Raw genomic sequence first — 23352 nt, forward strand, 5'->3', positions numbered from 1 at the left:
CTTAACGCAATTTTTTAGCGTTAACGGGATATAGTTGCATTGCCGGATTAATGCAATATCTTTGCATTAAGGAATTTCATATTCCGGCATGTGCCGGCAAGGAGAACAAAATGGCCAGGGAAATGGTGCGCCAGGGTGGGCGCAGTGCGCGCATCCAGTCGGAGGTGCATCGCACGGTACGGGATATGCTGAAGACCATGGATCGCGGCGCGATCACTGTGCCGATGATCGCCGAAAAATCCGGTGTGACGCCGTCGACCATCTATCGCCGCTGGGGCGATCTGTCCGAACTCCTGGCGGATGTCGCGGTTGCGCGCATGCGGCCGGTCGCCGACCCGGAAGACACCGGCGCGATGGGGTCCGACCTCGAAACCTTCATTCTCCAATATGCCGAGGAAATGTCATCCAAGGTTGGCCGCTCGATGCTGGCGGACGTGCTGGGCAGCATAGAAGGCGCCGCGGCGGGCCGCTGCTGCCAGTTCACCTATGATCACCTGGAGACCTTGCGCGAGCGCGCCCTGACGCGCGGCGAGAAAGCCTTCGACGTCAGCGAAGCGATCGACGCCGTCATCGCGCCGATCATCTACCACATCCTGTTCCGCGACCGCGAACTGACGATCGACTATTGCCGCTCGCTGGTCTCCCGCTTCCTGGAAAAATGCGCCGGCGCTTGAAGCCGGCGCTTCAGGCTCAACCTTTCAGCATCCGCTCGACGATGTCGCGCACGTCGGTCGAAAGCGTTGGGGTCTGTTCGATCGTGGTCAGCGCTGCGCGCGCATGATCGGCGCGCTGCGGTTCCAGCGACCGCCAGGAGCGCATCGAGGTCAGGATGCGGGCGGCGAGCTGTGGATTGCGCGGGTCGATCGCCAGGATCTGCTCGGCCAGGAACCTGTAACCTTCGCCGTCGGCGCGGTTGAAGCCGGTCGGATTGCCGAAGGCGAACGTGCCGATCAGCGACCGCACCCGGTTCGGATTGGTGGCGATGAAACGCGGGTTTTCCATCAGCGCCCTGACGCGGGCAAGCGCACCCGCACCGGGAATGGTCGCCTGGGTCGAGAACCACTTGTCGACGACAAGAGCGTTGCCGTCGAAGCGTGCGAGGAACGTGGCGAGCGCGTTTGTCGTTTCCGGCGCGTCCGGGAAACGATGGGCGAGCACCGCCAGCGCTTGCGCGAGATCGGTCATGTTGTCGGCGGATGCGAAGGCTGCGGCCGCGCGGGCTGGCGTTCCTTCCGCATAGGTGAGATAGGACAGCGCGGTGTTGCGCAGCGAGCGCTTGCCGGCGCTTGCCGCATCCGGCGTGAAGGCGCCATCGACCTTCATGTCTTCGAACAGGCGCAGGAAAGTCTTGGTTCCGGCCTTGGCGATCTCCGAAAGAATGGCGTCGCGGCCGGCATGGATCGCATCCGGGTCGTTGTTGCCGCCGAGTTCGCGGGCAATGTCCGCCTCGCTCGGCAGCGTCAGGGCCTGGGCGCGGAACGCAGGTTCGAGCGTCTCATCGCCGGCGGCTTCCAGAAGGGCCGCGACGAAAGACGGATCGCAGGTGATTTCCTTCCCGTCACGCGCGTCGCGCGCCGCGTGCATCAGGTTCGGCAGCGCAAGGTCGGTCAGCGCCTGCCAGCGGGCGAAGAGATCGGTGTCGTGGCGGGCGATATGGGCAAGATCGGCCGGCGTCTGGTCGAGATGCAGGTTGATCGGCGCCGAGAACGAACGGTTGAGCGATAGGACCGGACGGGAGGAGACGCCCGTGAAGGTGAAGCTCTGCCGGCGCTCGGTCAGATGCAGCACATCGCCGGTGACTTCGCCACCCGCGACCTTGGTTGGCACTGCCGGCGAGCCGTTGTCGAGGATGAGCGCGAAGGAGAGCGGGATGTGCATCGGTTCCTTGGCCGTCTGGCCAGGGGTTGCCGGGATCATCTGCTCGAGCGATAGTTTGAAGGTGCCGCTTGCCTGGTCATAGTCGCTCGACACGGTGACGAGAGGCGTGCCGGCCTGGTGGTACCAGAGCGAGAACTGCGTAAGGTCGCGGCCGCTCGCATCCTCGAACGACTTGACGAAATCCTCGACCGTCACGGCCTGGCCGTCATGGCGCTCGAAATAGAGGTCCATGCCAGCCTTGAAATCGTCGCGGCCAAGCAGCGTGGCGATCATCCGGGTGACTTCCGAGCCCTTTTCGTAGACGGTGGTCGTGTAGAAATTGTTGATTTCGCGGTATTTGGTCGGGCGGACCGGATGCGCGAGCGGGCCTGCGTCTTCCGGGAACTGTTCCGATTTCAGGTGCCGCACCTCGGCGATGCGCTTGACGGCACGCGAGCGCTGGTCAGCGGAAAACTCGTGGTCGCGATAGACCGTCAGGCCTTCCTTGAGGCAGAGCTGAAACCAGTCGCGGCAGGTGATGCGGTTGCCGGTCCAGTTGTGGAAATATTCGTGGGCGATGATCGCCTCGATATTGGCATAGTCCTGGTCGGTCGCGATTTCCGGGTCGGCCAGCACGTATTTGTCGTTGAAGACGTTGAGACCCTTGTTCTCCATGGCCCCCATGTTGAAGTCGGATACGGCGACGATCATGAAGATGTCGAGGTCGTATTCGCGGCCGAATCGCTCCTCGTCCCATTTCATCGAGCGCTTCAGCGCATCCATGGCATAGGCCGCACGCGCCTCCTTGCCGTGCTCCACATAGATCTTCAGCGTCACTTCACGCTCGGACATGGTGACGAACGTGTCCTCGACCACGCCGAGATCGCCGGCAACCAGTGCAAAGAGGTAGCTCGGCTTCGGATGCGGGTCGAACCAGGCGGCGAACGCGCGGCCCTCGTCATAGCCGGCTCCCCCTAAGAAATTACCGTTCGACAGCATGACCGGATTGGCGGCCTTGTCGCCGATAATGGTGATCGTATAGGGCGCCAGCACGTCCGGCCGGTCCGGGAAATAGCTGATGCGGCGGAAACCTTCCGCCTCGCACTGGGTGCAGTAGATCCCGTTCGTGCGGTAGAGGCCCATCAGCTGGCTGTTGGCTTCCGGATTGATATAGGTGGTGACGGTGATTTCGAACGGAGATTCGGCCGGCAGGTCACGGATCGTTAGGCTTTCCGGCGTCACATCGTATTGCGCCGCAGGCACTTCGTTCTGGTCGAGCAGCAGTCCAGACAGCGTCAGTTCGTCGCCATCCAGCACCAGCGGCGCCGAGAGGTCGACACCTTCGCGCCGGTGGAAGATCAACCGCGCATCAACCTTGGTGTTGGTGGGGTCGAGCTCGAAGGTCAGATCGACGCGTTCCAGGACAAAGTCGGTGGGGCGGTAATCTGCCAGATGAACGATCTGGCCCGTATCTGTTCGCATATTGCTTCCTGAACCGGCTCTTCAAATTGGTTTCGGGCGCTTCGCAGCACTCCCGTCGAACTGGCACACACCCGTCGCCGCGCGGATAATTGCACGCAATGCTAAACGATTGTTGAAACTTTGGCTAAAATAAAGCGTCATTTCGATCCAGTATATTTCGCGCAATCTTTCACAAGGTCACGGATATTGATCGACCTATCATCAGATTTGATCCCCCTCACGGCACTTTTCCGTTACTTTGCCGCCAAACTGAATCTCCCCGGATTGCCTCTCCAACACGTCCTGTCAGCGCGGACTGGATTTCCGCCAAAATTCCCCCAGAAATCTCCATGAGTTGTTGATGTCCGCCGATGCCCTGAATCCCCTACGCGGGATCATGTTCAAAGTCACCTCCGTGGTGATCTTCGTGATGATGCAGACCTGTATCAAATCGGCAGGTCCCGATATTCCGGCCGGACAGATCACTTTCTACCGCTCCGCTTTCGCGCTCGTGCCGATCATGGTCTATCTCGCCTTCCAGGGCGAGTTGCGCGGCGCCTTCCACACGAACAGTCTGACCGGCCATGTGAAACGCGGCTTTCTCGGCATCCTGTCGATGGTTTTCGGCTTTTACGGTCTAGTCCACCTGCCGATGCCGGATGCAATCGCGATCGGTTATTCCTCGCCGCTCCTGGCCGTCGTCTTCGCAGCGATCTTCCTGAAGGAGACGGTGCGCATTTACCGCTGGAGCGCAGTCATGGTCGGCATGGTCGGGGTGGTGATCATCTCCTGGCCGAAGCTCACCATGTTCGAACAGGGCGGAATGGGTTCGGAACAGGCGATGGGCGCCGCCTCCGTCATCCTCTCGGCAGTGCTGGCCGGCTTTGCGATGATCCAGACGCGCCAGCTCGTGCGCACCGAAAAGACGGCGACGATCGTGCTCTATTTCTCGCTATCGGGGGCGCTGTTTTCTCTTGCGAGCCTGCCTTTCGGCTGGGCGGCGCTGACGATGCCGGAAAAGCTTTTTCTGATTGGCGCCGGCTTTTGCGGCGGCATCGGCCAGATCCTGCTGACGGAAAGTTACCGCAACGCGGATGTCTCGACGGTGGCGCCGTTCGAATACACCTCGATCCTGCTCGGGATCGGCATCGCCTATGTTCTGTTCGGAGATGTGCCGACGGCGGCCATGCTGGTCGGAACGGCGATCACTGTGTCGGCGGGGATTTTCATCATCTACCGCGAGCACCAGCTGGGGCTCGAGCGGAAGGCGGCGCGCAAGGCATCGCCGCCGGGGGCTTGATCAAGCCGGAGGTTTAGAGCGGAATGGCCGCGGTGACCGGATTGGTCTCGGCGCAGGCGCGCGCAGCGCCCGCACGGCTATATTCGCGCGAGGCGTTCACGGCAGCGCCGATATGAGAAAAGTTCTCACGCAGGATGCGGATCGGGTGGAAAATGGCCGTCATGGCTGATGCTTCCCTGGTGCCGCGCGATCAACGTTCGCGGAAATCGTTGAAGATCGAAGCGGGACGGGTGATGCCGACCGGACGCGCCATGGCGCAGGAGGTCAGCTGTTCGTTCGTCGCAGAGCCGAAATGGTGATAGCCCTTCGTCGAGCGCGGCGACAGGCCGGCGATGCGAAGAGTTTCGAAACCCGAATGGATCGGGCGGAAGCGGGTCGTCATTGGCCTTGGTTCCTTAAACCTAGAATTCCTCCCAAGACACACCGCTTATATTGCAGCGCAACATCGATTCTGCAATGCAGCGAAACGCCGCACTGCCATGCGTGGGTTGCATGGCAGCCTTCATATTTCCGTAACCTTAAGCAAATTTTGGGCAATTCTGCCTGAAATGCGGGCATTCAGTGCCCGGAAAACCGCATTTTGAACATCAGCAGGTCCTGCCAGGCCAGCGCCTTGTTGGCGGGTGCCGCCAGCAGTTCCTGCGGATGCAGCGTGGCGATCGCCGACACGGTGATTCCGCCGAAGGAGAGATCGCGCCATTCGCCGCGCATCGAATGGATCGTGCCATTGCCGCCGAAGAAGAAACGGGCAGGAAAATTGCCGAGCAGCAGCAGCAGTTTCGGTTCGGCGAGCGCCACCTGGCGCTCCAGGAACGGCCGGCAGATATCCATCTCGGCCTGCGAGGGCATGCGGTTACCCGGCGGCCGCCAGGGGATGACATTGGTGAGCAGAACGCCGTCGCGGGAAAGCCCGATCGCGCCGAGCATGCGGTCCAGCAACTGCCCTTGCCGTCCGGAGAAGGGAATGCCGTCACGGTCGTCGTCAGCATTCGGCATCGGGCCGATGACCATGATGCCGGAAGCGGGGTTGCCGCTCGCAAACACCGTGTTGCGCGCGCCGTTCTTCAGGTTGCAGCCGTTGAAGGCTTCGAGCGCGGTTTTGAGCTCGTCGAGCGACCGGGCGCTTTCGGCCGCGAATCGCGCCGAGGCGACTGCCTGTTCGTCTGGTACCGATACGGGCGCGGAGGCGGGTGGAGGTGCTGACGCGCGTGTGGTTGGCGTGGTGCGTTTTGGCGTTGCCGCGGCTGCCTGGGAGGTCGGCGCCTGCTCATAGTTCGTCGGCTGCTGCTGCCGGGCAGACGCCGGCGCTCGCGCTTCGGCCTGCGCTGCCTTCTGGGCCGCAAATTGCGCGAACCGGTCGACCGGCTCATCCTCGACAAGCCACTCGACACCCGCATCCGCATAGAAATGCAGAAGGGCGGCGAGCTCGGGAGCGTCCATGTCTTTGGCGAGGTTCATCGGATTCACACTACAGCATGTGGCGTGGGAGAGGGAACCGGTTTTGGCTCGAATGGGCGACGGCCTGTGGACGGAGACGGAGCGTCTTGCCGGGCATCTCCCCCCTTGAGGGGGAGATGCCCGGCAGGGCAGAGGGGGGTAACCTCTCGGCAGATTCATTGGCCGAATGTTTTGCCGCACCGTCGCTACCCCCTCTGTCACCTTCGGTGACATCTCCCCCTCAAGGGGGGAGGTCAGTGGGAGTATGCCGCCCTCAAGCCGCCCATTGTCCGATATCGTCGCTCTCGCCGATCAGCGCCAGGCCGTGGGCAATCGACAGCAATTCGCCGCCGGTCTCGATCTTGCTCGCATCGAATCGCCGCGTGAAGATGCTGCGCACGGCCGGCACGAAGGAGGTGCCGCCGGTCAGGAACACCTTGTCGATCTCGGAAGGTGCGGTGCCAGTCTTTTCCAGCACCTCGTCGAGCGCGCCTTCGATGCGGCCGAGGTCTTCGGCGATCCAGCCTTCGAAATCGGAGCGCTTGACCATCTTGCGGCCGGCACGCCCAAGCGGCGCAAAGTTGAATTCCGCTTCCTCGGCTCCCGACAGCGCCATCTTGGTTGCCGAAATCGCCTGGTAGAGCGGATAACCCTCGTCGTGGTCGACGAGATCGACAAACAGTTCGAGCTTTTCCGGCTCCAGCGCCGAGCGCACCAGCGATTTGAGGTCGGTGAATTCGCGCGTGGTCTTGAAGATCGACAGCTGGTTCCAGCGGCCGAAATTGACGTAATAACCGGCCGGCACGTCCAGTACCTTGTCGAAACTCTTGAACTTGCTGCCCTTGCCGATTTCCGGGGACACCAGGTTGTCGATCATCCGGTAGTCGAAATGGTCGCCCGCGACGCCGACGCCGGAATGGCCGATCGGGGTGGCGGTCAACTTGCCGGCCCTGGTTTCGAAGCGGATCAGCGAATAGTCGGTGGTGCCGCCGCCGAAATCGGCGACGAGGACGGTGGCATCGCTCTTCAGCGTCTGGGCGAAATAATAGGCGGCCGCGACTGGCTCGTAGACATAGTGGATTTCCGGAAAGCCGAGCCGGGTCAGCGCCTCGTTGTAGCGTTCGGTCGCAAGCTTCGGATCCGGATTGGCGCCGGCGAAATGCACCGGCCGTCCGGCGATCACCCGCGACACGTCGCTCGGCCAGCTGTCGTCCGCGTAGATCTTCAGGCGCTTCAGGAAAATTTCCATCAGGTCCTCGAAGACGTGCCGGCGGGCAAACACAAGCGTGCCCTGGAAGAGCGCGCTTGCCGCAAACGTCTTGATCGACTGCAGGAAACGACAATCGCCGGGATTGTCGATGAACTGGCGGATCGCCGCCTGGCCTGCCTCGACCTTCAGCGCCTGCGCCCCCATCACCGGATCCTTCATGAAGGAAAGTGCGGTGCGCATCGAATCGCTCTCGCCGGCGCTGCTGGTGAAGCGCATCGAATGCGTGGTGCTGCCGCCATCCGCCAGTGCCAGAACCGTATTGGTCGTGCCGAAATCAAGCCCGAGCGCCCGTGCCATCGCCGTGCTCCTTTTATCCGTCGAAAATCATTGAACCGAAGCCGACAAGGCTTCGAACGCGAAAAAGGGCGCTTCTGGCACCCCGGAATTTTTGAGAGGGCGGGTGATCGCACAAGGTCGCCGGGATGGCAACCCCCGAAAGCCCTAGATTTCCAACTGCCGCCGCGTCTCCGCCGCCTGTTGCACAAGCCAATTCCTAAACATTTCCATGGCCGGCGTCACGCTGCGGGATTTGAGCCGCGTCAGCCAGTAACTGCCCTTGGAAATAGTGATTGGAAACGGTTGTTCGATCATGCCGGCGGCAAGCTGGCGGGAGAACATCAGGGGAGGAGCCAGCGCCACGCCGGCCCCTTGTATCGCCGCCTCGACCATCAGCACGGAACTGTCGAACACCAGCCCGCGGATCTGCGGCGGGGCGACATGCGCGGCCTCGAACCAGCCCGGCCATTCGTCGGCGCGGTAGGAGCGCAGCAGCACCTGGTGCGCCACGTCTTCCGGGGTCTTGAGCTGCCTTGCGATCGCCGGAATGCAGAGGACGGACAGCGGCGCCTCGAACAGCGGTTCCGCCTCGATATCGTGCCAGGCGCCGTTGCCGAACTTGATCGTGTAGTCGAGACCCTCGGCGGCGATGTCGACGCGGTTGTTGTTGGTGGAAAGCCTGAGATCGATGAACGGGTATTTCTCGCGGAAGTCGGAAAGCCGCGGCAGCAGCCAGCCGACCGCCAGCGTGCCGACCGCCCCGAGCTTCAGCACCTCGCGCACATGCCCGTCTTCAAAGCGCTCCAGCATGGCGGCCATGCGGTCGAAACTGTCCTGCAGCGCCGGCAGCAGCGCCAGGCCTTCCTCGGTGATCATCAGCCCACGCGGCAGGCGCCGGAACAGGGTCACGCCGAGCCGCTCTTCGAGCAGCTTCACCTGATGGCTGACGGCGGCCTGGGTGACGCAGAGCTCGATCGATGCGCGGGTGAAGGAGAGATGCCGGGCGGCCGCCTCGAAGGCGCGCAGCGCGTTCAGCGGCAAATATGGTCGAACCATGGCCATGCCCTAATTTGATTCATGCCTGACCGCAGATATCATCGTTTGATTGGGGCTTGCAAGCCGACCTAGAAAAGCCGCGTCACCCCAATTGGAGCACCTCGATGGCTTTCAGAAATTCTTTTCTTCTGGCATTTTCTCTCGGAATTATCGTGACTTTTCTCGATTGCACCTCCGCTGGTGCCGCCGACCCGATCCGCTGCACCGTCATCATCGACGAGGACAGCGGCGACGCGCTTTACCGCCAGGGCACCTGCGATCAGGGCTTTTATCCCCAGTCGACCTTCAAACTGCCTTTGGCCATGATGGGCTATGATGCCGGCATTCTGACCGACGCCCAGAACCCGCGCTGGAAATACCAGGCGAAGTTCGGTGGCCCGGAGCGGGTGAAGAAGGATGTCGATCCGGTGATATGGGAAAAGGACTCGATCGTCTGGTACTCGCAGGAAGTCGCCCGCAAGCTCGGCAAGCCCAAGTTTGCGGACTACATCCAGCGCTTCGGTTACGGCAATCGCGATGTCTCCGGCGGCCCAGGCAATACCGACGGATTGACCGAATCCTGGCTGATGTCGTCGTTGAAGATTTCGGCGGACGAGCAGGTGCGGTTCCTGCGCCGGTTCCTGAATGGCGGCCTGCCGATCTCCGAACATGCGGTCGACATGACGCTGGCGATCGTGCCGCATTTCGAGGCCGGCGACGGCTGGGACATCCAGGGCAAGACCGGTTCCGGCTGGCTGCGCGACAAGGCCGGCAAGGTGGATTACGACCGCCCGCTCGGCTGGTTCGTCGGCTGGGCAATGAAGGACGAACGGCGTGTCATCTTCGCAAGGCTGCTGGTCGATACCAAGCGGTATCCGAACGAGCCGATCAGCTTCGTGGTGCGGGATGGGCTGATCAAGGATTTCCCGAAACTGGCGGAAGGGTTCTAGGCTCTCGGCCTGAAGCTGAAAGCGGCCGGGCGACCCCCAAGCCCGACCGCCCAGCGCGTACGCAACACTGCGCTGCGCCACCTATAAGAAGCTTTAGCAGTGGCTAATGCAAACGGAGTCGTCCGTTCAGGTTATCGGTTAAGGTTACCTGCACTGGCGCTTGCCCGCCGGCCCTTTTTGGGGCGGCGGTCAGGGGCGTCACTCCGCGGCGATCTGCGTCGGCGCGTCGTCGTTTGCCTCGTGCAGGTCCTTGTCCTTCTTCGACCAAAGCCTCCCGAGGAACCGCCCGAACCGGTCCATTTCCACGAAGATGACGGGCGTGATGAACAGCGTCAGCGCCTGGGAAACGATCAGGCCGCCGACCACAGCGACGCCGAGCGGCTGGCGCAGTTCCGACGAGGCACCGGTGCCGAGCGCGATCGGCAGCGCCCCGAGCAGGGCGCAGAAGGTCGTCATCATGATCGGCCGGAAACGCCGTACGCAGGCTTCGTGGATCGCGACGGCCGCCGTTTCTCCCTTCGAGCGCATCGTTTCCACCGCCACGTCGATCATCATGATCGCGTTCTTCTTGACGATGCCGATCAGCATCAGCAGTCCGATCAGCGCGATGATCGACAGGTCGAAGCCGAACAGCTTCAGTGCCAGCAACGCTCCGAAGGCCGCAGCCGGAAGGCCCGACAGGATCGTCAGCGGGTGGATGAAGCTCTCGTAGAGCACGCCGAGGACCACATAGATGGTCAGCACCGCAGCGAGAATCAGCAGCGGCGTATTGCCCTGGCTCTGCTGAAAGATCTGCGCCGTGCCGCCATAGGAGGTGAACACGTCATTCGGCATCTGCAGCTGAGTCTTGATCTGGTCGATCGCCGCCGTCGCATCGGAGAGCGACACGCCGGCCGGCAGGTTGAACGATACGGTCGTCGAGACCAGCTGGCCGGTCTGGTTGATGGTGACCGGCGCCGTCTGGCGCACGACCGTCGCAAAATTCGAGAGCGGCACCAGCGAGCCGTTCGAGGACATCACCCTGACACCCTGCAGCATCTGGTCATTCCACTGCTGGGTATTGTCGAACTCGGTGATGACGTCGTAGCTGTCACCGGTCGACTGGATTTCGGCGGCCGTATAACCGCCGAAGGCCATCTGCAGCGTCTTGCGCAGTTCGTCGTCGGTAATCCCGAACGACGCCGCCTTTTCCGGGTCGACCTTGATATTGGCTTCGATCGCGTTGTTCTGCGCGTCGGAGGTGACGTCGGTGAAATGCGTTCGGTCGGCGCGCATCGCGGTCTGGATCTTGTCCGACCATTCGCTGGTTTGCGAGGCATTCAGCGCCTGAACGACGAGCTGGTATTGGCTGGCCGTCGCGCGGCCGCCGAAGCGCAGGCTCTGCTGCGGGGTGATGAAGGTCTTCATGCCGGCGAACCTGGATGTCGCCTGCCGGAGTTCGCGCAGCGTCTGGTCGAGCGGCGGACGCTGGTCGCGGTCCTTCAGTTCCACCCAGATCGTGCCGTTGTTGAGCGAGCTGCGGCCATTGCTGCCGACGATCGAGGTGACGTGGTTGACCGCCGGGTTTTTCTGCACGGCGGCAGCCACCTGTGCCTGCAGGTCGCGCATCGCCGGATAGGAAATGTCCTCGCGGGCGCGGGTCGAGATCGTCAGGCGGCCGATATCCTCCTGCGGGAAGAAGCTCGTCGGCAGCGTTCTGAACAGATAGACCGAGGCGCCGACCGAGGCGAGGAAGACGAGGAGGATGACCCCTCGGTTTCTGAGGCACCAGCCGACCGCCCGGTCATATCCCTTGAGTGTGCGGCTGAAGCCGGCATCGAAGATGCGCACCAGCAGGCCTGGGTGATGTTCGGCACCGGACAGACGCGACCCGAGCATCGGCGTCACCGTCAGTGAGACGATCGCCGAGGCGACGATGGCGAGCGCCACCACCATGCCGAACTCGTTGAACAGCCGCCCGACTACCCCGCCCATCAACAGGATTGGGATGAACACCGCAATCAGCGACACCGACATGGAAATGATCGTCGAACTGACTTCACCTGCCCCCTGCAGGGCCGCCTGCATCGGCGGCATGCCATCCTCGACATGCCGCATGATGTTTTCCAGCATGACGATCGCATCGTCGACCACGAGGCCGACCGAGAGCGTCAGTCCGAGCAGCGAGATATTGTCGATGCTGTAGCCGAGCACATACATGGCGCCGAACGTGGTGATCAGCGACAGCGGCACGGCAAGCCCCGGAACGAGGGTGGCGGTGATCCGGCCGAGGAAGAGATAGATGACCAGTACGACGAGGCCGATCGTCAGCATCAGCGTGAACTGCACGTCCGATATCGAGGAGCGGATCGCCGTCGAGGAATCGTTCATGACGCTGATCGACACCGACGCCGGCAGCTCGGCGGAAAGTCCGGGCAGTTTTGCGCGCACCGAATCGACGACATCGACCGTGTTGGCGTCCGGCTGGCGCTGGATGGCGAGGATGATCGACTGGTTGCCGTCATACCAGCTTCCCGCGTCGAGATTGGCAACGCTGTCCTGAACGTTGGCGACATCGCCGAGATGGACGGGCGCACCGTTCGGGCTGGCGATCACCAATGAGCGGAACTGGTCGGCATTGGTGCGCTGGGTATCGGCATTGATGGTCAGCCGCTGGCTGTTGTTCTCGAGCGAGCCCACCGGCGCCTGGCTGTTGGCGTTGGAGATCGCATTGGTGACGTTGTCGACGCCGAGATTGCGCGCCTGCAGCTTGTTGGGATCGACCTCGACGCGCACCGCATAAGTCTGGGCGCCGAAGATCGACACTTCCGCTACGCCGGGAAGCGTCGAGAGGGAAGGGGAGAGAACGTCCTCGGCGATCTCGTCGATCTTGCTGCGCGGCATCGTATCGCTGCGGATCGACAGGAGCAGGACCGGCGCGTCGGCTGGGTTCGTCTTGCGGTAGCTCGGCGGCGTCGTCATGTTGTCGGGCAGCTGCCGGGTCGCATGCGAGATCGCCGCCTGCACGTCGGCGGCCGCCGCGTCGATATTGCGGTTCAGGTCGAACTGCAGCACGATCGAAGTATTGCCGAGCGAGTTGGTGGCGCTGATCTCGCTGATGCCGGGGATCGTCTCGAACTGCTTGATCAGCGGCGTCGAGACCGCCGTCGCCATCGTCTGCGGCGAGGCGCCGGTCAGCTGTGCGGAGACGTTGATGGTCGGGAAATCGACCTGCGGCAGGGCGGCGACCGGCAGCAGTTGATAACCGGCAATGCCGGCGAGCACGGCGCCGATGGCAAGTAGCGTGGTGGCGACTGGGCGGCGGATGCAGAATTGCGGGATCATTGCGCGGCCCCCACTTCGATCGACTGATCATTACCCTTGGCGCCGGCCGTCTTCTGGCCGTTGCCGAACTGCTCGACGACGGTCGCGCCATCGACGAGCTGCACCTGGCCCTCGATCACCACATGCGCGCCTTCGGTCAGCCCGCTGGCAATCGCCGTATCCGGACCACTGGAGCGGGCAATTTTGACCGGCGTTACGTGAACCTTCCTGTCGTCGCCGACCGCATAAACGAACGGGCTGTCGACGCCCGGATTGACCGCCACCGTCGGCACCACGATGTCCTTGTCGTCGCTCTCAAAATGCGCGGTGACATTCAGCGATTGCCCCGGCCAGAGCGTTCCGGATGGATTGTCGAACCGTGCCTTGGCAAGGATCGTGCCCGAAGCCGGATCGACCGTGTTGTCGAAGAAGCTCAACATTCCTTTGGCCGAGGTGCCGCCGCCCTGCGGTACGGCATCGACCGTTACCGCATTCGCCGTCGAACCCTGCTTGAGTTGGCCGAGATAGGCTTCGGGAAGATGGAATTTCACATAGATGGGATCGTATTTGGCGATCGTCACCACTGCCGAGCCGGCGCTGAGATAGGCGCCGGTGCTGATGTCGATATCGCCCAGCCTACCGTTGAACGGCGCGCGGATGTCCGTGTGGTCGATTGCGATCTGATCGGAGACAATCGCCGCATTGTCGCTCTGCACGGTGGCGGCTGCGGTGTCCTGTGCCGCTTTCGCCTGGTCGACGGTCTGCTGCGTGCCGGCATTGCCGCGCAGCAGGTCGTTGGCGCGGGCAAGCGCCGTTTGAGCCTGGGTCAGCGTCGCCTGGTCGCGGACCAGCAGCGCCTTGTCCTTGTCGAGCGCGGCCTTGGCGGTGCGGTCGTCGAGCTTGGCGATCAGGTCACCCGCCTTGACGAAGGCGCCGTCAGTCGCAGCGATGCTGACGACGATGCCCGGCTGCTGTGCGGCGATCGTGGTATTCTGGTCGGCATTGGCCGCGCCCGAGGCGGTCACGTCCATTGGCAGGGCGGTGCGGGTGGCTGCAACGGTCTTCACCGCCGGCGGCGGACCGCCTGTTCCGCGACGCCGCTGCGTGCCCGTCGACTGGCCGTCGCCGGTATCGGCGGATGCCTGCTGGATGAAGGGTGAGAGAAAGGGAAGCCGATCGCGGAACTCCCAGCCCGCAACGCCGGCAGCGACAAGAATGCCAGCAAAAATCCAGATCTTCTTCATGAGGTGACCGCTCGCCTATGGTTGTGCTCGATGGTATCGGCCCATCGAACCGCCCCTATTGCGGCGCAAAAAAGACAAGTTTTGAGTGACCGGCTCACTAACCGGTGAAAGCGGATTAAAGGTTTGTAATGAAGGGCTTAGATGAACTGGAGTTAATCTTTCTCGCCTTCTGGATGCGCCGCTGAACTGCGCTCGCCGCAGCTAGCGCAGAAACCGCCGGGCGCCCCAGATGACAACGACGCCGACGATCGCGGCGATGGCGCCCCTGATGATCCAGGGCGTCTGGTTGATCATGAAACTGCTGGCGGGATAGGGGAAGGCGCCGCTGCCCTGGCCGATCCAGATGAGGCCGAGCACGACCAGCAGGGCGCCGATGATCGAAAGCGCAAGTCGAGTGAATTTCATCGAAAAGTCTCCGAGGACAGGGTCTGGAGATCATAGGCTTGAGCGGGTGCTCCCGCGAAACGAATTTGCGTGATGTCACATCGTCCCGAACCGTGTCCGGTCAGACATCTTCGTAATAGGTGGCGATCAGCGAGCGTGGCGCTGGTTCCTCGCCGTCGGCCAGGAAGAAGCTGCCGGCGATGCGACTCGATGGAGACAGGCTGTCGAGGAGGTTGCGGACCACAACATCGTCCACGGCCTCAAGGCTTCGCGCATGCATCATGCCCGGCCGGCTGGAGATCGCCGAAGTCTCGGCTGCGTGCCGGGTTGCTGCTTCCCAGGTGCCTGCATATGTCGCGACCTGTCCGGCCGCAAGCGTCGCCGAGATCGAGGCAGCCGAGGAGGCTGCCGAAGGCGCCGCGACGTGAGGCACGGCGGAGGGGATACTGGGCGATGCAGCTTCGGTCGCCCCCGAAACACTTTCGATCATGCCGGCGATCCTTTAATTTTGGGGGCCGGCTTGCCTCTTAGCTGAGGCGAATTGAGATACCGCCAACAGCGGCAGCTCAATTCGATTTAATGTTTAACGACCTCAGTTTAACGGTCCGAAGATCAGATCGAACGCGACGCGCCTCCGTCGACCCGGAGCATCGTGCCGGTGACATAGCTTGCCGGGACCGAGCAGAGGAAAGCACCGGCGGCTGCGAATTCCTCGACCCTGCCAAGCCGGCCGGCGGGAATGGTCTTCAGCGAGGCGGAGCGGATTTCCTCCACCGATTTGCCGGTGCGCTTGGCATTGGCGCCGTCGAGTTCATCGATGCGGTCGGTATGGATGCGGCCGGGAAGCAGCATGTTGCAGGTAATGCCGAACCCCGCCACTTCGGTGGCGATCGTCTTGTTCCAGCCGACCAGCGCCGAGCGCAGGGTGTTGGACAGCGCAAGGTTGGCGATCGGCTCGTAGACACCCGACGAGGCGCAGGTGAGAATGCGCCCCCAGCCCTGTTCCTTCATCTGCGGCAGGAAGGCGTTGGTGAGCGTGATGACGCGCAGAACCATGGACTGGAAGAAGATGTCGAGCTTATCGGCAGTCATTTCTTCCGCGGTACCCGGCGTCGGGCCGCCGGTATTGTTGACCAGGATGTCGATGCCGCCGAGCTTCTCCTTGACCGCGGCCTTCGTCGCCTCGACGAAATTCTCTTCGGCGAGATCGCCCCAGACCCAGTCGGCCTTGCCCTTGCCTTCGGCATTGATCGCCTTGCAGTTTTCCGCCAGCCGGTCGCCGGAGCGGCCGACGAGGAGAACGTGTGCGCCTTCGCTTGCAAGCGCCTTGGCAATGCCGAGGCCGAGTCCGCGCGACGAGGCGAGCACGAGGGCGCGTTTACCGGTGAGACCGAGATCCATGGTTCTGTTCCTTCCCCAATTCCTGTGATCGGTTGTCGGGCCTTTATAGCAGCGACAGAAGGCTGCGAAAGGCCGATCTTGCTTTCTGCGGTTCGGTGCCTATAACTGACGTGTACGTAAACGTAATATGAGAAAACCGAAACTCCATTTGCGCGAATGACAAGGCGGAGGACGTTTTCCCGCCTCGACAAGCCGGGGCGGTTTTGTCAAACAGGTTGCCTGAATAAAGCCGGAAGGGGCCGGCGAGCGGAGTTGGATATGAGCGAGCAAGAACTTCCTGTCCACGAATTGCCAGAGCGCGAGAGCATGGAATTCGACGTGGTGATCGTCGGCGCGGGTCCTGCGGGGCTTTCGGCGGCGATCCGCCTGAAACAGGTCAATCCGGACCTGACCGTCGTCGTGCTCGAAAAGGGTTCGGAAGTCGGCGCCCATATCCTGTCTGGCGCGGTCGTCGATCCGGTGGGCATCGACGCGCTGCTGCCCGGCTGGCGCGACGAGGACGGTCATCCGTTCAAGACCCCGGTCACCGCCGACCACTTCCTGTTCTTAGGGCCGGCCGGCTCAATCCGCCTTCCGAACTTCATGATGCCGCCGCTGATGAACAATCACGGCAACTACATCGTCTCGCTCGGAAACGTCTGTCGCTGGCTCGCCGAAAAGGCGGAAGCCTTGGGCGTCGAAATCTATCCAGGCTTTGCCGCCACCGAAGTGCTCTACGACGAGAACGGCGCCGTCAAGGGCGTCGCCACCGGCGACATGGGCGTCGAGAAGAATGGCGAGCCCGGCCCGGCCTTTACCCGCGGCATGGAACTGATTGGCAAATACACGTTGATCGGCGAAGGCGTGCGCGGATCGCTCGCCAAGCAGTTGATCCTGCGGTTCGACCTGCAGAAGGATCGCGAGCCCCAGAAATACGGTATCGGCGTCAAGGAACTCTGGCAGGTGAAGCCGGAAAACCATCGTCTGGGCCTAGTGCAGCACTCGTTCGGCTGGCCGCTCGGCATGAAGACCGGCGGCGGTTCGTTCCTCTATCACCTGGAGGACAACCTCGTCGCCGTCGGCTTCGTGGTGCACCTGAATTACAAGAACCCGTATCTCTATCCGTTCGAGGAATTCCAGCGCTTCAAGACGCATGACGCGATCCGCGGAACGTTCGAGGGCGCGAAGCGCCTTTCCTACGGCGCCCGCGCCATCACCGAGGGCGGATACCAGTCGGTGCCGAAACTGACCTTCCCGGGTGGCGCGCTGATCGGCTGTTCCGCCGGCCTCGTCAACGTGCCGCGCATCAAGGGCAGCCACAACGCCGTCCTGTCCGGCATTCTCGCCGCCGACAACATCGCCAAGGCAATCGAAGCCGGCCGCGCCAATGACGAGGTGATCGAGATCGAGGCCGAATGGCGCTCGACGCCGATCGGCACGGACCTGAAGCGGGTGCGCAACGTCAAGCCGCTCTGGTCGAAACTCGGCACCGGCCTTGGCATCGCGCTCGGCGGCCTCGACATGTGGACCAACCAGCTGTTCGGCCTGTCGATCTTCGGCACGCTGAAACACGGCAAGACCGACGCAGCCTCGCTGGAACCGGCAGCCCGGCACAAGAAGATCGACTACCCGAAGCCGGACGGCGTCTTGACCTTCGACCGCCTGTCTTCGGTCTTCCTGTCGAACACCAACCACGAGGAAGACCAGCCGGTTCATCTGCAAGTAAAGGACATGGACCTGCAGAAGCGCTCGGAGCTGGAAGTCTATGGCGGCCCGTCGACGCGCTACTGTCCGGCCGGCGTCTACGAGTGGGTGGAGAAGGGCGGCGAAGAAGTCTACGTGATCAACGCCCAGAACTGCGTCCACTGCAAGACCTGCGACATCAAGGACCCCAACCAGAACATCAACTGGGTTCCACCGCAGGGCGGCGAAGGGCCGGTTTATCCGAATATGTGAGGCTGGTTAAGGCTCGTACCCGATGCCGAGCGCGGTCGCGATCCGCGCGAGGCGTTTGTCGCGGGTTAACAGTCGGGTACCTTCGTGCAACTTGGTCGACGCCAATAGATGTGCGTCGACATAGCCGACGCCGCTTCCCATGAGAGAGTGCTGTCTGATGAGCAAGAGAACCTCAGGGTCGCTGGCTACTAGCGCTTGAGGCAATTCCGAGAGGGACTGTAGAACAAGATCGTAGCGTGGCATCGGGCCGAGGGCCACTTCCCCGATGACGAAAGGATGCACGAGAATCTGCTTTCGTTTCAGAAGAAATTCAACAGCCTCCTCGCGCTTTCGGAGATGATCAATCCAGATCGAGGTGTCGAGCAGGATCACTCCGATTTATCCCAATCTGATCCTCCCCATGTCCCGTCAAGGTTCCACCGCCGCCTGGGCGGGGCTTCCAAATCGGGCGCGCTTCCCCCCAGCGCGATAAGGCGACGCGCAGCTTCTTCCTGAATCAGCCGCGTCAAGGCCTCCTTCAAAAGGAGGGATCGCTCCTTGATGCCAGTGACTTCTTGAGCTCTTGCGAGCAATTTATCATCGATCGTCACCGTCGTGCGCATGGCTTATCTCCTGCTGCATCAAAGATAGCATCAAATGATGCCTATCTCAACACAGGCATGGTACGTAGCATCTCTACCTCAGCGTCCTTCTGACGCGTTCGTGATGACTGCTTCAATCACCCGTTTAGCACTTCATTAACCATAATATTCTTAAATTCGGCGTCATCTTCTCGACGCATCAAGGACACATTCATGTCGATTTCCCGTCGCGGCTTTCTTGGCGGTCTGCCGCTTCTGCTTGCCGGCTGCGCTTCCACCATCAATGATCAGACGAATTACGCAGCGCTGCCCAACGAACAGTTCCCGTTGAAGACCGTACCGGTAGAGAACATTAAGCCGGAGCTGCGCCGCACGGAAGTCGCCTATGTCACCCCGCATGCCGCCGGCTCCGTGGTCGTCGACACGCCGGCCCGCCGCGCCTATTACATTCTCGGCAACGGCCGCGCGATCCGGTATGGCGTCGGCGTCGGCCGTGCCGGACTGGCGCTTGCCGGCAATGCCTATGTCGGCCGCAAGGCCGAATGGCCGACCTGGACCCCGACGGAAAACATGCAGCGCCGCGAGGAGCGGTACCGGAAACTCGCAGGCGGCATGCCTGGCGGCCCGAACAATCCGCTTGGCGCCCGCGCCATGTATCTCTATCGCGGCGGCAACGACACGCATTTCCGCATCCATGGCACCAACCAGCCGCAATCGATCGGGCTTGCTATGTCGAGCGGCTGCATCCGCATGATGAACCATGACGTCGTCGATCTCTACAGCCGCGTCAATGTCGGCGCCAAGGTCGTTGTCATCCAGGCCTGATCCACCGCCAGGCCGCTAAGAAAGCCCGCCGTTTCAGCCACGGCGGGCTTTCTTTGTTTCTTTCACAGGGCTGCGTCAGAAGCCCGAAAGCACGAGCTTGCCCTTGGTGCGATTGCTTTCGACCATCGCATGCGCCTTCTTCAGGTTTGCGGCGTTGATCGGCCCCAGCGTTTCGGCAAGCGTCGTCCGGATCTTTTTGGCATCGACCAGTTCCGCGACGTGGTTCAAAAGCTTGTGCTGCTCGATCATGTCGGCGGTCTGGAAGACGGCACGCGCGAACATCATCTCCCAATGCACCGACAGCGCCTTGCTCTTGAAGGCGCGCAGGTCCATCGGCTCCTTCGGGTCGTCGATCAGCGCCAGGCGGCCCTGCGGTGCGATCAGCTCCAGGATATCCTTGAGATGGTTTTCCGTATGGGTCGTGGAGAAGACGAAGGCGGGCGCGCCGATCGCCATCTGGGCAAGTTGCGGCGCCATCGGCTTCGAATGGTCGAGCACGTGGTGGGCGCCGAGTTCCTTGATCCACGCTTGCGTCTCCGGCCGCGAGCCGGTGCCGATGACCGTCACGTCCGACAGTTCGCGCAGGAGCTGGATGGCGATCGAGCCGACTCCGCCAGCGCCACCGATGACCAGCACCGCGTTCCAGGCGCCCGCTACCTTGTCCTGCACCTTCATGCGATGGAACAGCGTCTCGTAGGCGGTGATCGCCGTCAGCGGCAGGGCGGCTGCTTCCTCGAAGCTCAGGGTCTTCGGCTTGAAGCCGACGATGCGCTCGTCGACCAGATGGAATTCCGCATTGGTGCCCGGCCGGTTGATCACGCCGGCATAATAGACCTCGTCGCCCGGCTTGAAGAGCTTGACGCCCGGGCCGACCGCCTTGACCACGCCGGCAGCATCATAACCGAGGATCCGGTGCTGGCCGGGTTCGACCGGTGCCGAGCGGCGCACCTTGGTATCGACCGGATTGACCGAGATCGCCCTGATCTCGACCAGCAGGTCGCGGCCCGCCGCCTCCGGCATGGGCAGCTCGATGTCGATCAGCGAGGTTTCGGCGGTGATGGGCTGGGGCGTGTTGAAGCCGACGGCGCGCATGGAACGTCTCCTTGGTTTGTGTCCTGTTGTCCGGAGACTAGATGGCGTCTATGTTCAGAGAGCGCAAGAATGCACATTTTTGGTCTATAGTACCGAAAAGTATACCGCGAAAGGACGCTGACCATGTCGAAACCCCGCGCCAAGCTCACTGGCAATTTCCCAGGCTGCCCGGTGGAATCGACCCTGAGTTTCCTCGACGGGAAATGGAAGGGCGTCATCCTTTATCATCTGCTGGAAGACGGCACGTTGCGCTTCAACGAACTGCGCCGCCGCATTCCGGCGGTCACCCAGCGCATGCTGACCAAGCAGCTGCGGGAACTGGAAGAGGCAGGCTTGCTGTCCCGCACCGTATTCCCGGTCGTGCCGCCGCGCGTCGATTATGCGCTGACGCCGATCGGCCGCAGCCTGGAACCGGTCATCGCCGCGCTTCGCCTCTGGGGCAAGGAACACGTCATCTGCGAAGGCGGCAAAAAGTACATGGTCATGCCGGAGGCTGAAAAGCCATCGAGGGCGGCCTGATCAGGCCGCGGCGACCTTCCGGTCGAGCGCCGCTGAGATCGCGAATACGCCGAAGCCGAGCAACGATAGCACCGCTCCCACATAGCCGGTCGCGGCGAAACCCCATCCCCAGGCAATCACCAGCCCGCCGAGCCAGGCGCCGAGTGCATTGGCGATGTTGAAGGCCGAATGGTTGGAGGCGGCGGCCAGCGTCTGCGCGTCGGCGGCGACATCCATCAGCCGCGTCTGCAGCGCGGGTCCGGCGGCAAACCCGCAGCCGATCAGGAAGACGCAGAGGCAGAGCACGGCCGGATATTGCGCCCACAGGCCGAAGGCGCCCATGACGACGATGTTGAACAGCATCACGCCGCCGATCGTGCCCTTGAGCGACAGGTCGGCCAGCCGCGAGCCGATGATATTGCCGACATTCATGCCGATGCCGAACAGCGTCAGCACGATCGCCACCATGCCGACCGACATTCCGGCCGTCACCGTCGTGGTCGAGGCTATGTAGCTGAACACCGAGAACATGCCGCCGAAGCCGACCGCGGCAATGCCGAGCGTCAGCCACACCTGCGTGCGGCCGAAGGCGCTCAGCTCGCGCCAGATGCCGGCGCCTTCCTGCACCGTGTCGCGCGGCTGGAAATACCAGAGCAGCGCCACGGTCACGACGCCGATGCCGCCGACCAGAAAGAAGGCGGCGCGCCAGTTGAGTATTTGTCCCATGAAGGTGGCGATCGGCGTGCCGACCAGGGTGGCGACGGTGAGGCCGAGCATCACCCGGCCGACGGCGCGGGCGCGCTTGTTGGGCGGCACCATCGAGGCGGCAACGAGCGCTGCGACCCCGAAATAGGCGCCATGTGGCAGGCCGGTGATAAAGCGCAGCGCCGTAAAGCTCCAGAAATCCGGGGCGGCGGCGCTCAAGATATTGCCGAGTGCAAACACCGTCATCAGGATCAGCAGCAGCGACCGCCGCGTCATCCGGGCAGCGGCGACCGCGATGATCGGCGCGCCGATGACGACACCAAGGGCATAGGCGCTGATCACGTAGCCCGCCATCGGAATGCTGACCTGGTAGGTCGCGGCGACATCCGGCAGCAGGCCCATGATCGCGAATTCGCCGGTGCCGATACCGAAGCCTCCGACCGCCAATGCGATCTCGATCAGGATGACGGCGAGCCGCGAAAGAGCGGGTGCACTATCAAAGTCTTGGGCTTCCGAACGGTCCCGTGCGGATTGAAAATCGGCGGCAGTATCGGTCATAACGTTGAATCTGCTGGAAAAAGACGCGGGTAGGATGTGGGAGACATCCACCCGCTCTGGAGGTGAGCGGGTCACCGAAATGACCGAACTTGAAATTAGCATGGCATTGTGCATTGCGGTAGTATCCGCCACTTATTCAGGCGTCCCCCTCACGGGATTGTGAGTTTTTCCCTGAAGCGACGGCGGGCTTGTTGATAAAGCTGCCGGTCGCAACCATTTCTCTGATGGGCCGTTGTCCCGCGCCAAATCCGCTCCTCTGCAAGCGAGATCAGATGAACCTCTTTGCCGTCTTCAACCGCGATGGCGGTACCTTCCGAACCACCGACATGGACGCCTATTGCGCTCGAGCAGTCGAGACGTTCAAGGCGGCCGGTCACGAGATCGAATGCCATGTAGTGTCCGGCAAGGACGTGGTCGCGACCATGGAAAAGGCGGCCTCGACGCGAGGCGTCGAAGGGTTGATCGCCGGCGGCGGCGACGGCACGATCTCGGCGGCTGCCGGCATCGCCTGGAAAAGCAGCATCGCACTTGGCGTCGTGCCGGCCGGCACCATGAACCTGTTCGCCCGCTCGCTGAAACTGCCGCTCGATATCTGGCAGGTGCTGGATGCGTTGGCGCAGGCGCGGCCGGAAAACATCGATATCGCCAGCGCCAACGGCAAGAGCTTCGTGCACCAGTTTTCCGCCGGCATGCATGCGCGCATGGTGCGGTACCGCAATTCGATGACCTTTGCCTCGCGGCTTGGCAAGATACGCGCGAGCACACGGGCGGCGATCGGCGTCATGTTCAATCCGCCGGAATTCGAGGTGGAGTACAATGCGGGCGGCAAGGTTGGGCACCGCAGGGTCTCGGCCATCTCCGTCTCCAACAACGAATTCGGCCGCGACCCGCTGATGTTTGCCGACAGCCTGACCGGCGGCCATCTCGGCTTCTATGTCGCCGATCCGCTGACGCCGGCGGGCGTGGCGCGGCTGACTTTCGATATCATGCGCGGCCGGCTGAAGGAAAACGCTGCCGTCACCGCGATGACGGTGACCGAACTGGAACTGCATTTCCCCCGCGAGCGCCACGATATCCGCTGCGTCATCGACGGCGAATTGCTGCCGATGGATCGCGATGTGCTCCTGAAGATCCATGCGGGCGAGCTGACGGTGCTGGTCAACCGGCCGCAGGAACGCGTGACACAGGAACGGGACGGCAGCGGCATCTGAGCGAGTTCGAGGCGGTATCCGAACCGTTC

General features: G+C 62.4%; 22 protein-coding genes. 7 read left to right on the forward strand and 15 right to left on the reverse strand.

The features are described 5' to 3' along the window. Window positions 1-110 precede the first annotated feature (110 nt). Window positions 111-674, forward strand: coding sequence for a TetR/AcrR family transcriptional regulator (locus RG540_RS04465; protein WP_038585049.1), 564 nt, complete (start codon window positions 111-113; stop codon window positions 672-674). Between the two features lie 16 nt (window positions 675-690). On the opposite strand, the gene pepN is transcribed toward RG540_RS04465, so the two are convergent. Next, window positions 691-3339, reverse strand: a complete 2649-nt coding sequence (gene pepN / locus RG540_RS04470; RefSeq protein ID WP_038585052.1) for an aminopeptidase N — start codon at window positions 3337-3339, stop codon at window positions 691-693. A gap of 340 nt (window positions 3340-3679) precedes the next feature. On the opposite strand from pepN, the gene RG540_RS04475 reads away from it, so the two are divergent. Next, on the forward strand, window positions 3680-4618 hold the full coding sequence (locus RG540_RS04475; protein WP_038585055.1) for a DMT family transporter: 939 nt from the start codon (window positions 3680-3682) through the stop codon (window positions 4616-4618). Between the two features lie 13 nt (window positions 4619-4631). Here the strand turns inward: RG540_RS04475 and RG540_RS32270 are convergent, their stop codons facing one another. The 5 genes from RG540_RS32270 to RG540_RS04495 form a co-directional block, all read right to left on the reverse strand. Further along, window positions 4632-4781, reverse strand: a complete 150-nt coding sequence (locus RG540_RS32270) for a hypothetical protein (protein ID WP_155414676.1) — start codon at window positions 4779-4781, stop codon at window positions 4632-4634. A gap of 27 nt (window positions 4782-4808) precedes the next feature. Further along, window positions 4809-5000, reverse strand: coding sequence for a hypothetical protein (locus RG540_RS04480; protein WP_038585057.1), 192 nt, complete (start codon window positions 4998-5000; stop codon window positions 4809-4811). Window positions 5001-5176: 176 nt separating this feature from the next. Beyond that, window positions 5177-6076 carry a uracil-DNA glycosylase gene (locus tag RG540_RS04485; RefSeq protein ID WP_038593051.1) on the reverse strand — a complete coding sequence of 300 codons (900 nt, stop codon included), beginning with the start codon at window positions 6074-6076 and terminating at the stop codon, window positions 5177-5179. Window positions 6077-6329: 253 nt separating this feature from the next. Then, window positions 6330-7622 carry an Hsp70 family protein gene (locus RG540_RS04490; RefSeq protein ID WP_038585060.1) on the reverse strand — a complete coding sequence of 431 codons (1293 nt, stop codon included), beginning with the start codon at window positions 7620-7622 and terminating at the stop codon, window positions 6330-6332. 144 nt (window positions 7623-7766) lie between these two features. Further along, entirely contained in the window at window positions 7767-8657 is an 891-nt protein-coding gene (locus RG540_RS04495) for a LysR family transcriptional regulator (RefSeq protein ID WP_038593054.1), read from the reverse strand. 104 nt (window positions 8658-8761) lie between these two features. Here RG540_RS04495 and blaOXA point away from each other — a divergent pair, with 104 nt between their 5' ends. Beyond that, window positions 8762-9586, forward strand: coding sequence for a class D beta-lactamase (gene blaOXA / locus RG540_RS04500; protein WP_038585063.1), 825 nt, complete (start codon window positions 8762-8764; stop codon window positions 9584-9586). A gap of 198 nt (window positions 9587-9784) precedes the next feature. Here the strand turns inward: blaOXA and RG540_RS04505 are convergent, their stop codons facing one another. From RG540_RS04505 to RG540_RS04525, 5 genes are all read right to left on the reverse strand, one after another. Next, window positions 9785-12910, reverse strand: a complete 3126-nt coding sequence (locus RG540_RS04505; protein ID WP_038585066.1) for an efflux RND transporter permease subunit — start codon at window positions 12908-12910, stop codon at window positions 9785-9787. Beyond that, on the reverse strand, window positions 12907-14133 hold the full coding sequence (locus tag RG540_RS04510; protein WP_051909239.1) for an efflux RND transporter periplasmic adaptor subunit: 1227 nt from the start codon (window positions 14131-14133) through the stop codon (window positions 12907-12909). The genes RG540_RS04505 and RG540_RS04510 overlap by 4 nt, the downstream gene beginning before the upstream one ends. Before the next feature lie 201 nt (window positions 14134-14334). Further along, window positions 14335-14538: a hypothetical protein gene (locus RG540_RS04515; RefSeq protein ID WP_038585069.1), complete on the reverse strand. Its 204-nt coding sequence runs from the start codon at window positions 14536-14538 to the stop codon at window positions 14335-14337. Between the two features lie 100 nt (window positions 14539-14638). Further along, window positions 14639-15007: a hypothetical protein gene (locus RG540_RS04520; RefSeq protein WP_038541369.1), complete on the reverse strand. Its 369-nt coding sequence runs from the start codon at window positions 15005-15007 to the stop codon at window positions 14639-14641. Window positions 15008-15129: 122 nt separating this feature from the next. After that, window positions 15130-15918 carry an SDR family oxidoreductase gene (locus RG540_RS04525; RefSeq protein ID WP_038585071.1) on the reverse strand — a complete coding sequence of 263 codons (789 nt, stop codon included), beginning with the start codon at window positions 15916-15918 and terminating at the stop codon, window positions 15130-15132. 258 nt (window positions 15919-16176) lie between these two features. Between RG540_RS04525 and RG540_RS04530 the strand changes: the two genes are divergently transcribed. Next, entirely contained in the window at window positions 16177-17853 is a 1677-nt protein-coding gene (locus RG540_RS04530) for an electron transfer flavoprotein-ubiquinone oxidoreductase (protein ID WP_038585073.1), read from the forward strand. Window positions 17854-17859: 6 nt separating this feature from the next. Here the strand turns inward: RG540_RS04530 and RG540_RS04535 are convergent, their stop codons facing one another. Further along, window positions 17860-18225 (reverse strand): type II toxin-antitoxin system VapC family toxin, encoded by a 366-nt coding sequence (locus RG540_RS04535; protein WP_038585076.1) that lies wholly within the window; start codon window positions 18223-18225, stop codon window positions 17860-17862. Continuing rightward, window positions 18222-18455 (reverse strand): type II toxin-antitoxin system VapB family antitoxin, encoded by a 234-nt coding sequence (locus tag RG540_RS04540; RefSeq protein WP_038541378.1) that lies wholly within the window; start codon window positions 18453-18455, stop codon window positions 18222-18224. The genes RG540_RS04535 and RG540_RS04540 overlap by 4 nt, the downstream gene beginning before the upstream one ends. A gap of 192 nt (window positions 18456-18647) precedes the next feature. Here RG540_RS04540 and RG540_RS04545 point away from each other — a divergent pair, with 192 nt between their 5' ends. Beyond that, window positions 18648-19259, forward strand: a complete 612-nt coding sequence (locus tag RG540_RS04545; RefSeq protein ID WP_038585079.1) for a L,D-transpeptidase — start codon at window positions 18648-18650, stop codon at window positions 19257-19259. Window positions 19260-19334: 75 nt separating this feature from the next. Here RG540_RS04545 and RG540_RS04550 read toward each other — a convergent pair whose 3' ends face one another. Then, window positions 19335-20351, reverse strand: coding sequence for a zinc-binding alcohol dehydrogenase family protein (locus RG540_RS04550; RefSeq protein ID WP_038585082.1), 1017 nt, complete (start codon window positions 20349-20351; stop codon window positions 19335-19337). A gap of 123 nt (window positions 20352-20474) precedes the next feature. Between RG540_RS04550 and RG540_RS04555 the strand changes: the two genes are divergently transcribed. Further along, window positions 20475-20870: a winged helix-turn-helix transcriptional regulator gene (locus tag RG540_RS04555; RefSeq protein WP_038585085.1), complete on the forward strand. Its 396-nt coding sequence runs from the start codon at window positions 20475-20477 to the stop codon at window positions 20868-20870. On the opposite strand, the gene RG540_RS04560 is transcribed toward RG540_RS04555, so the two are convergent. Continuing rightward, window positions 20871-22112, reverse strand: coding sequence for an MFS transporter (locus RG540_RS04560; RefSeq protein WP_038585087.1), 1242 nt, complete (start codon window positions 22110-22112; stop codon window positions 20871-20873). Window positions 22113-22384: 272 nt separating this feature from the next. On the opposite strand from RG540_RS04560, the gene RG540_RS04565 reads away from it, so the two are divergent. After that, on the forward strand, window positions 22385-23323 hold the full coding sequence (locus tag RG540_RS04565; protein WP_038585090.1) for a diacylglycerol/lipid kinase family protein: 939 nt from the start codon (window positions 22385-22387) through the stop codon (window positions 23321-23323). Window positions 23324-23352: the final 29 nt, after the last annotated feature.

It is taken from the genome of Neorhizobium galegae bv. orientalis str. HAMBI 540, assembly GCF_000731315.1.
GTDB classification, from domain to species: domain Bacteria; phylum Pseudomonadota; class Alphaproteobacteria; order Rhizobiales; family Rhizobiaceae; genus Neorhizobium; species Neorhizobium galegae.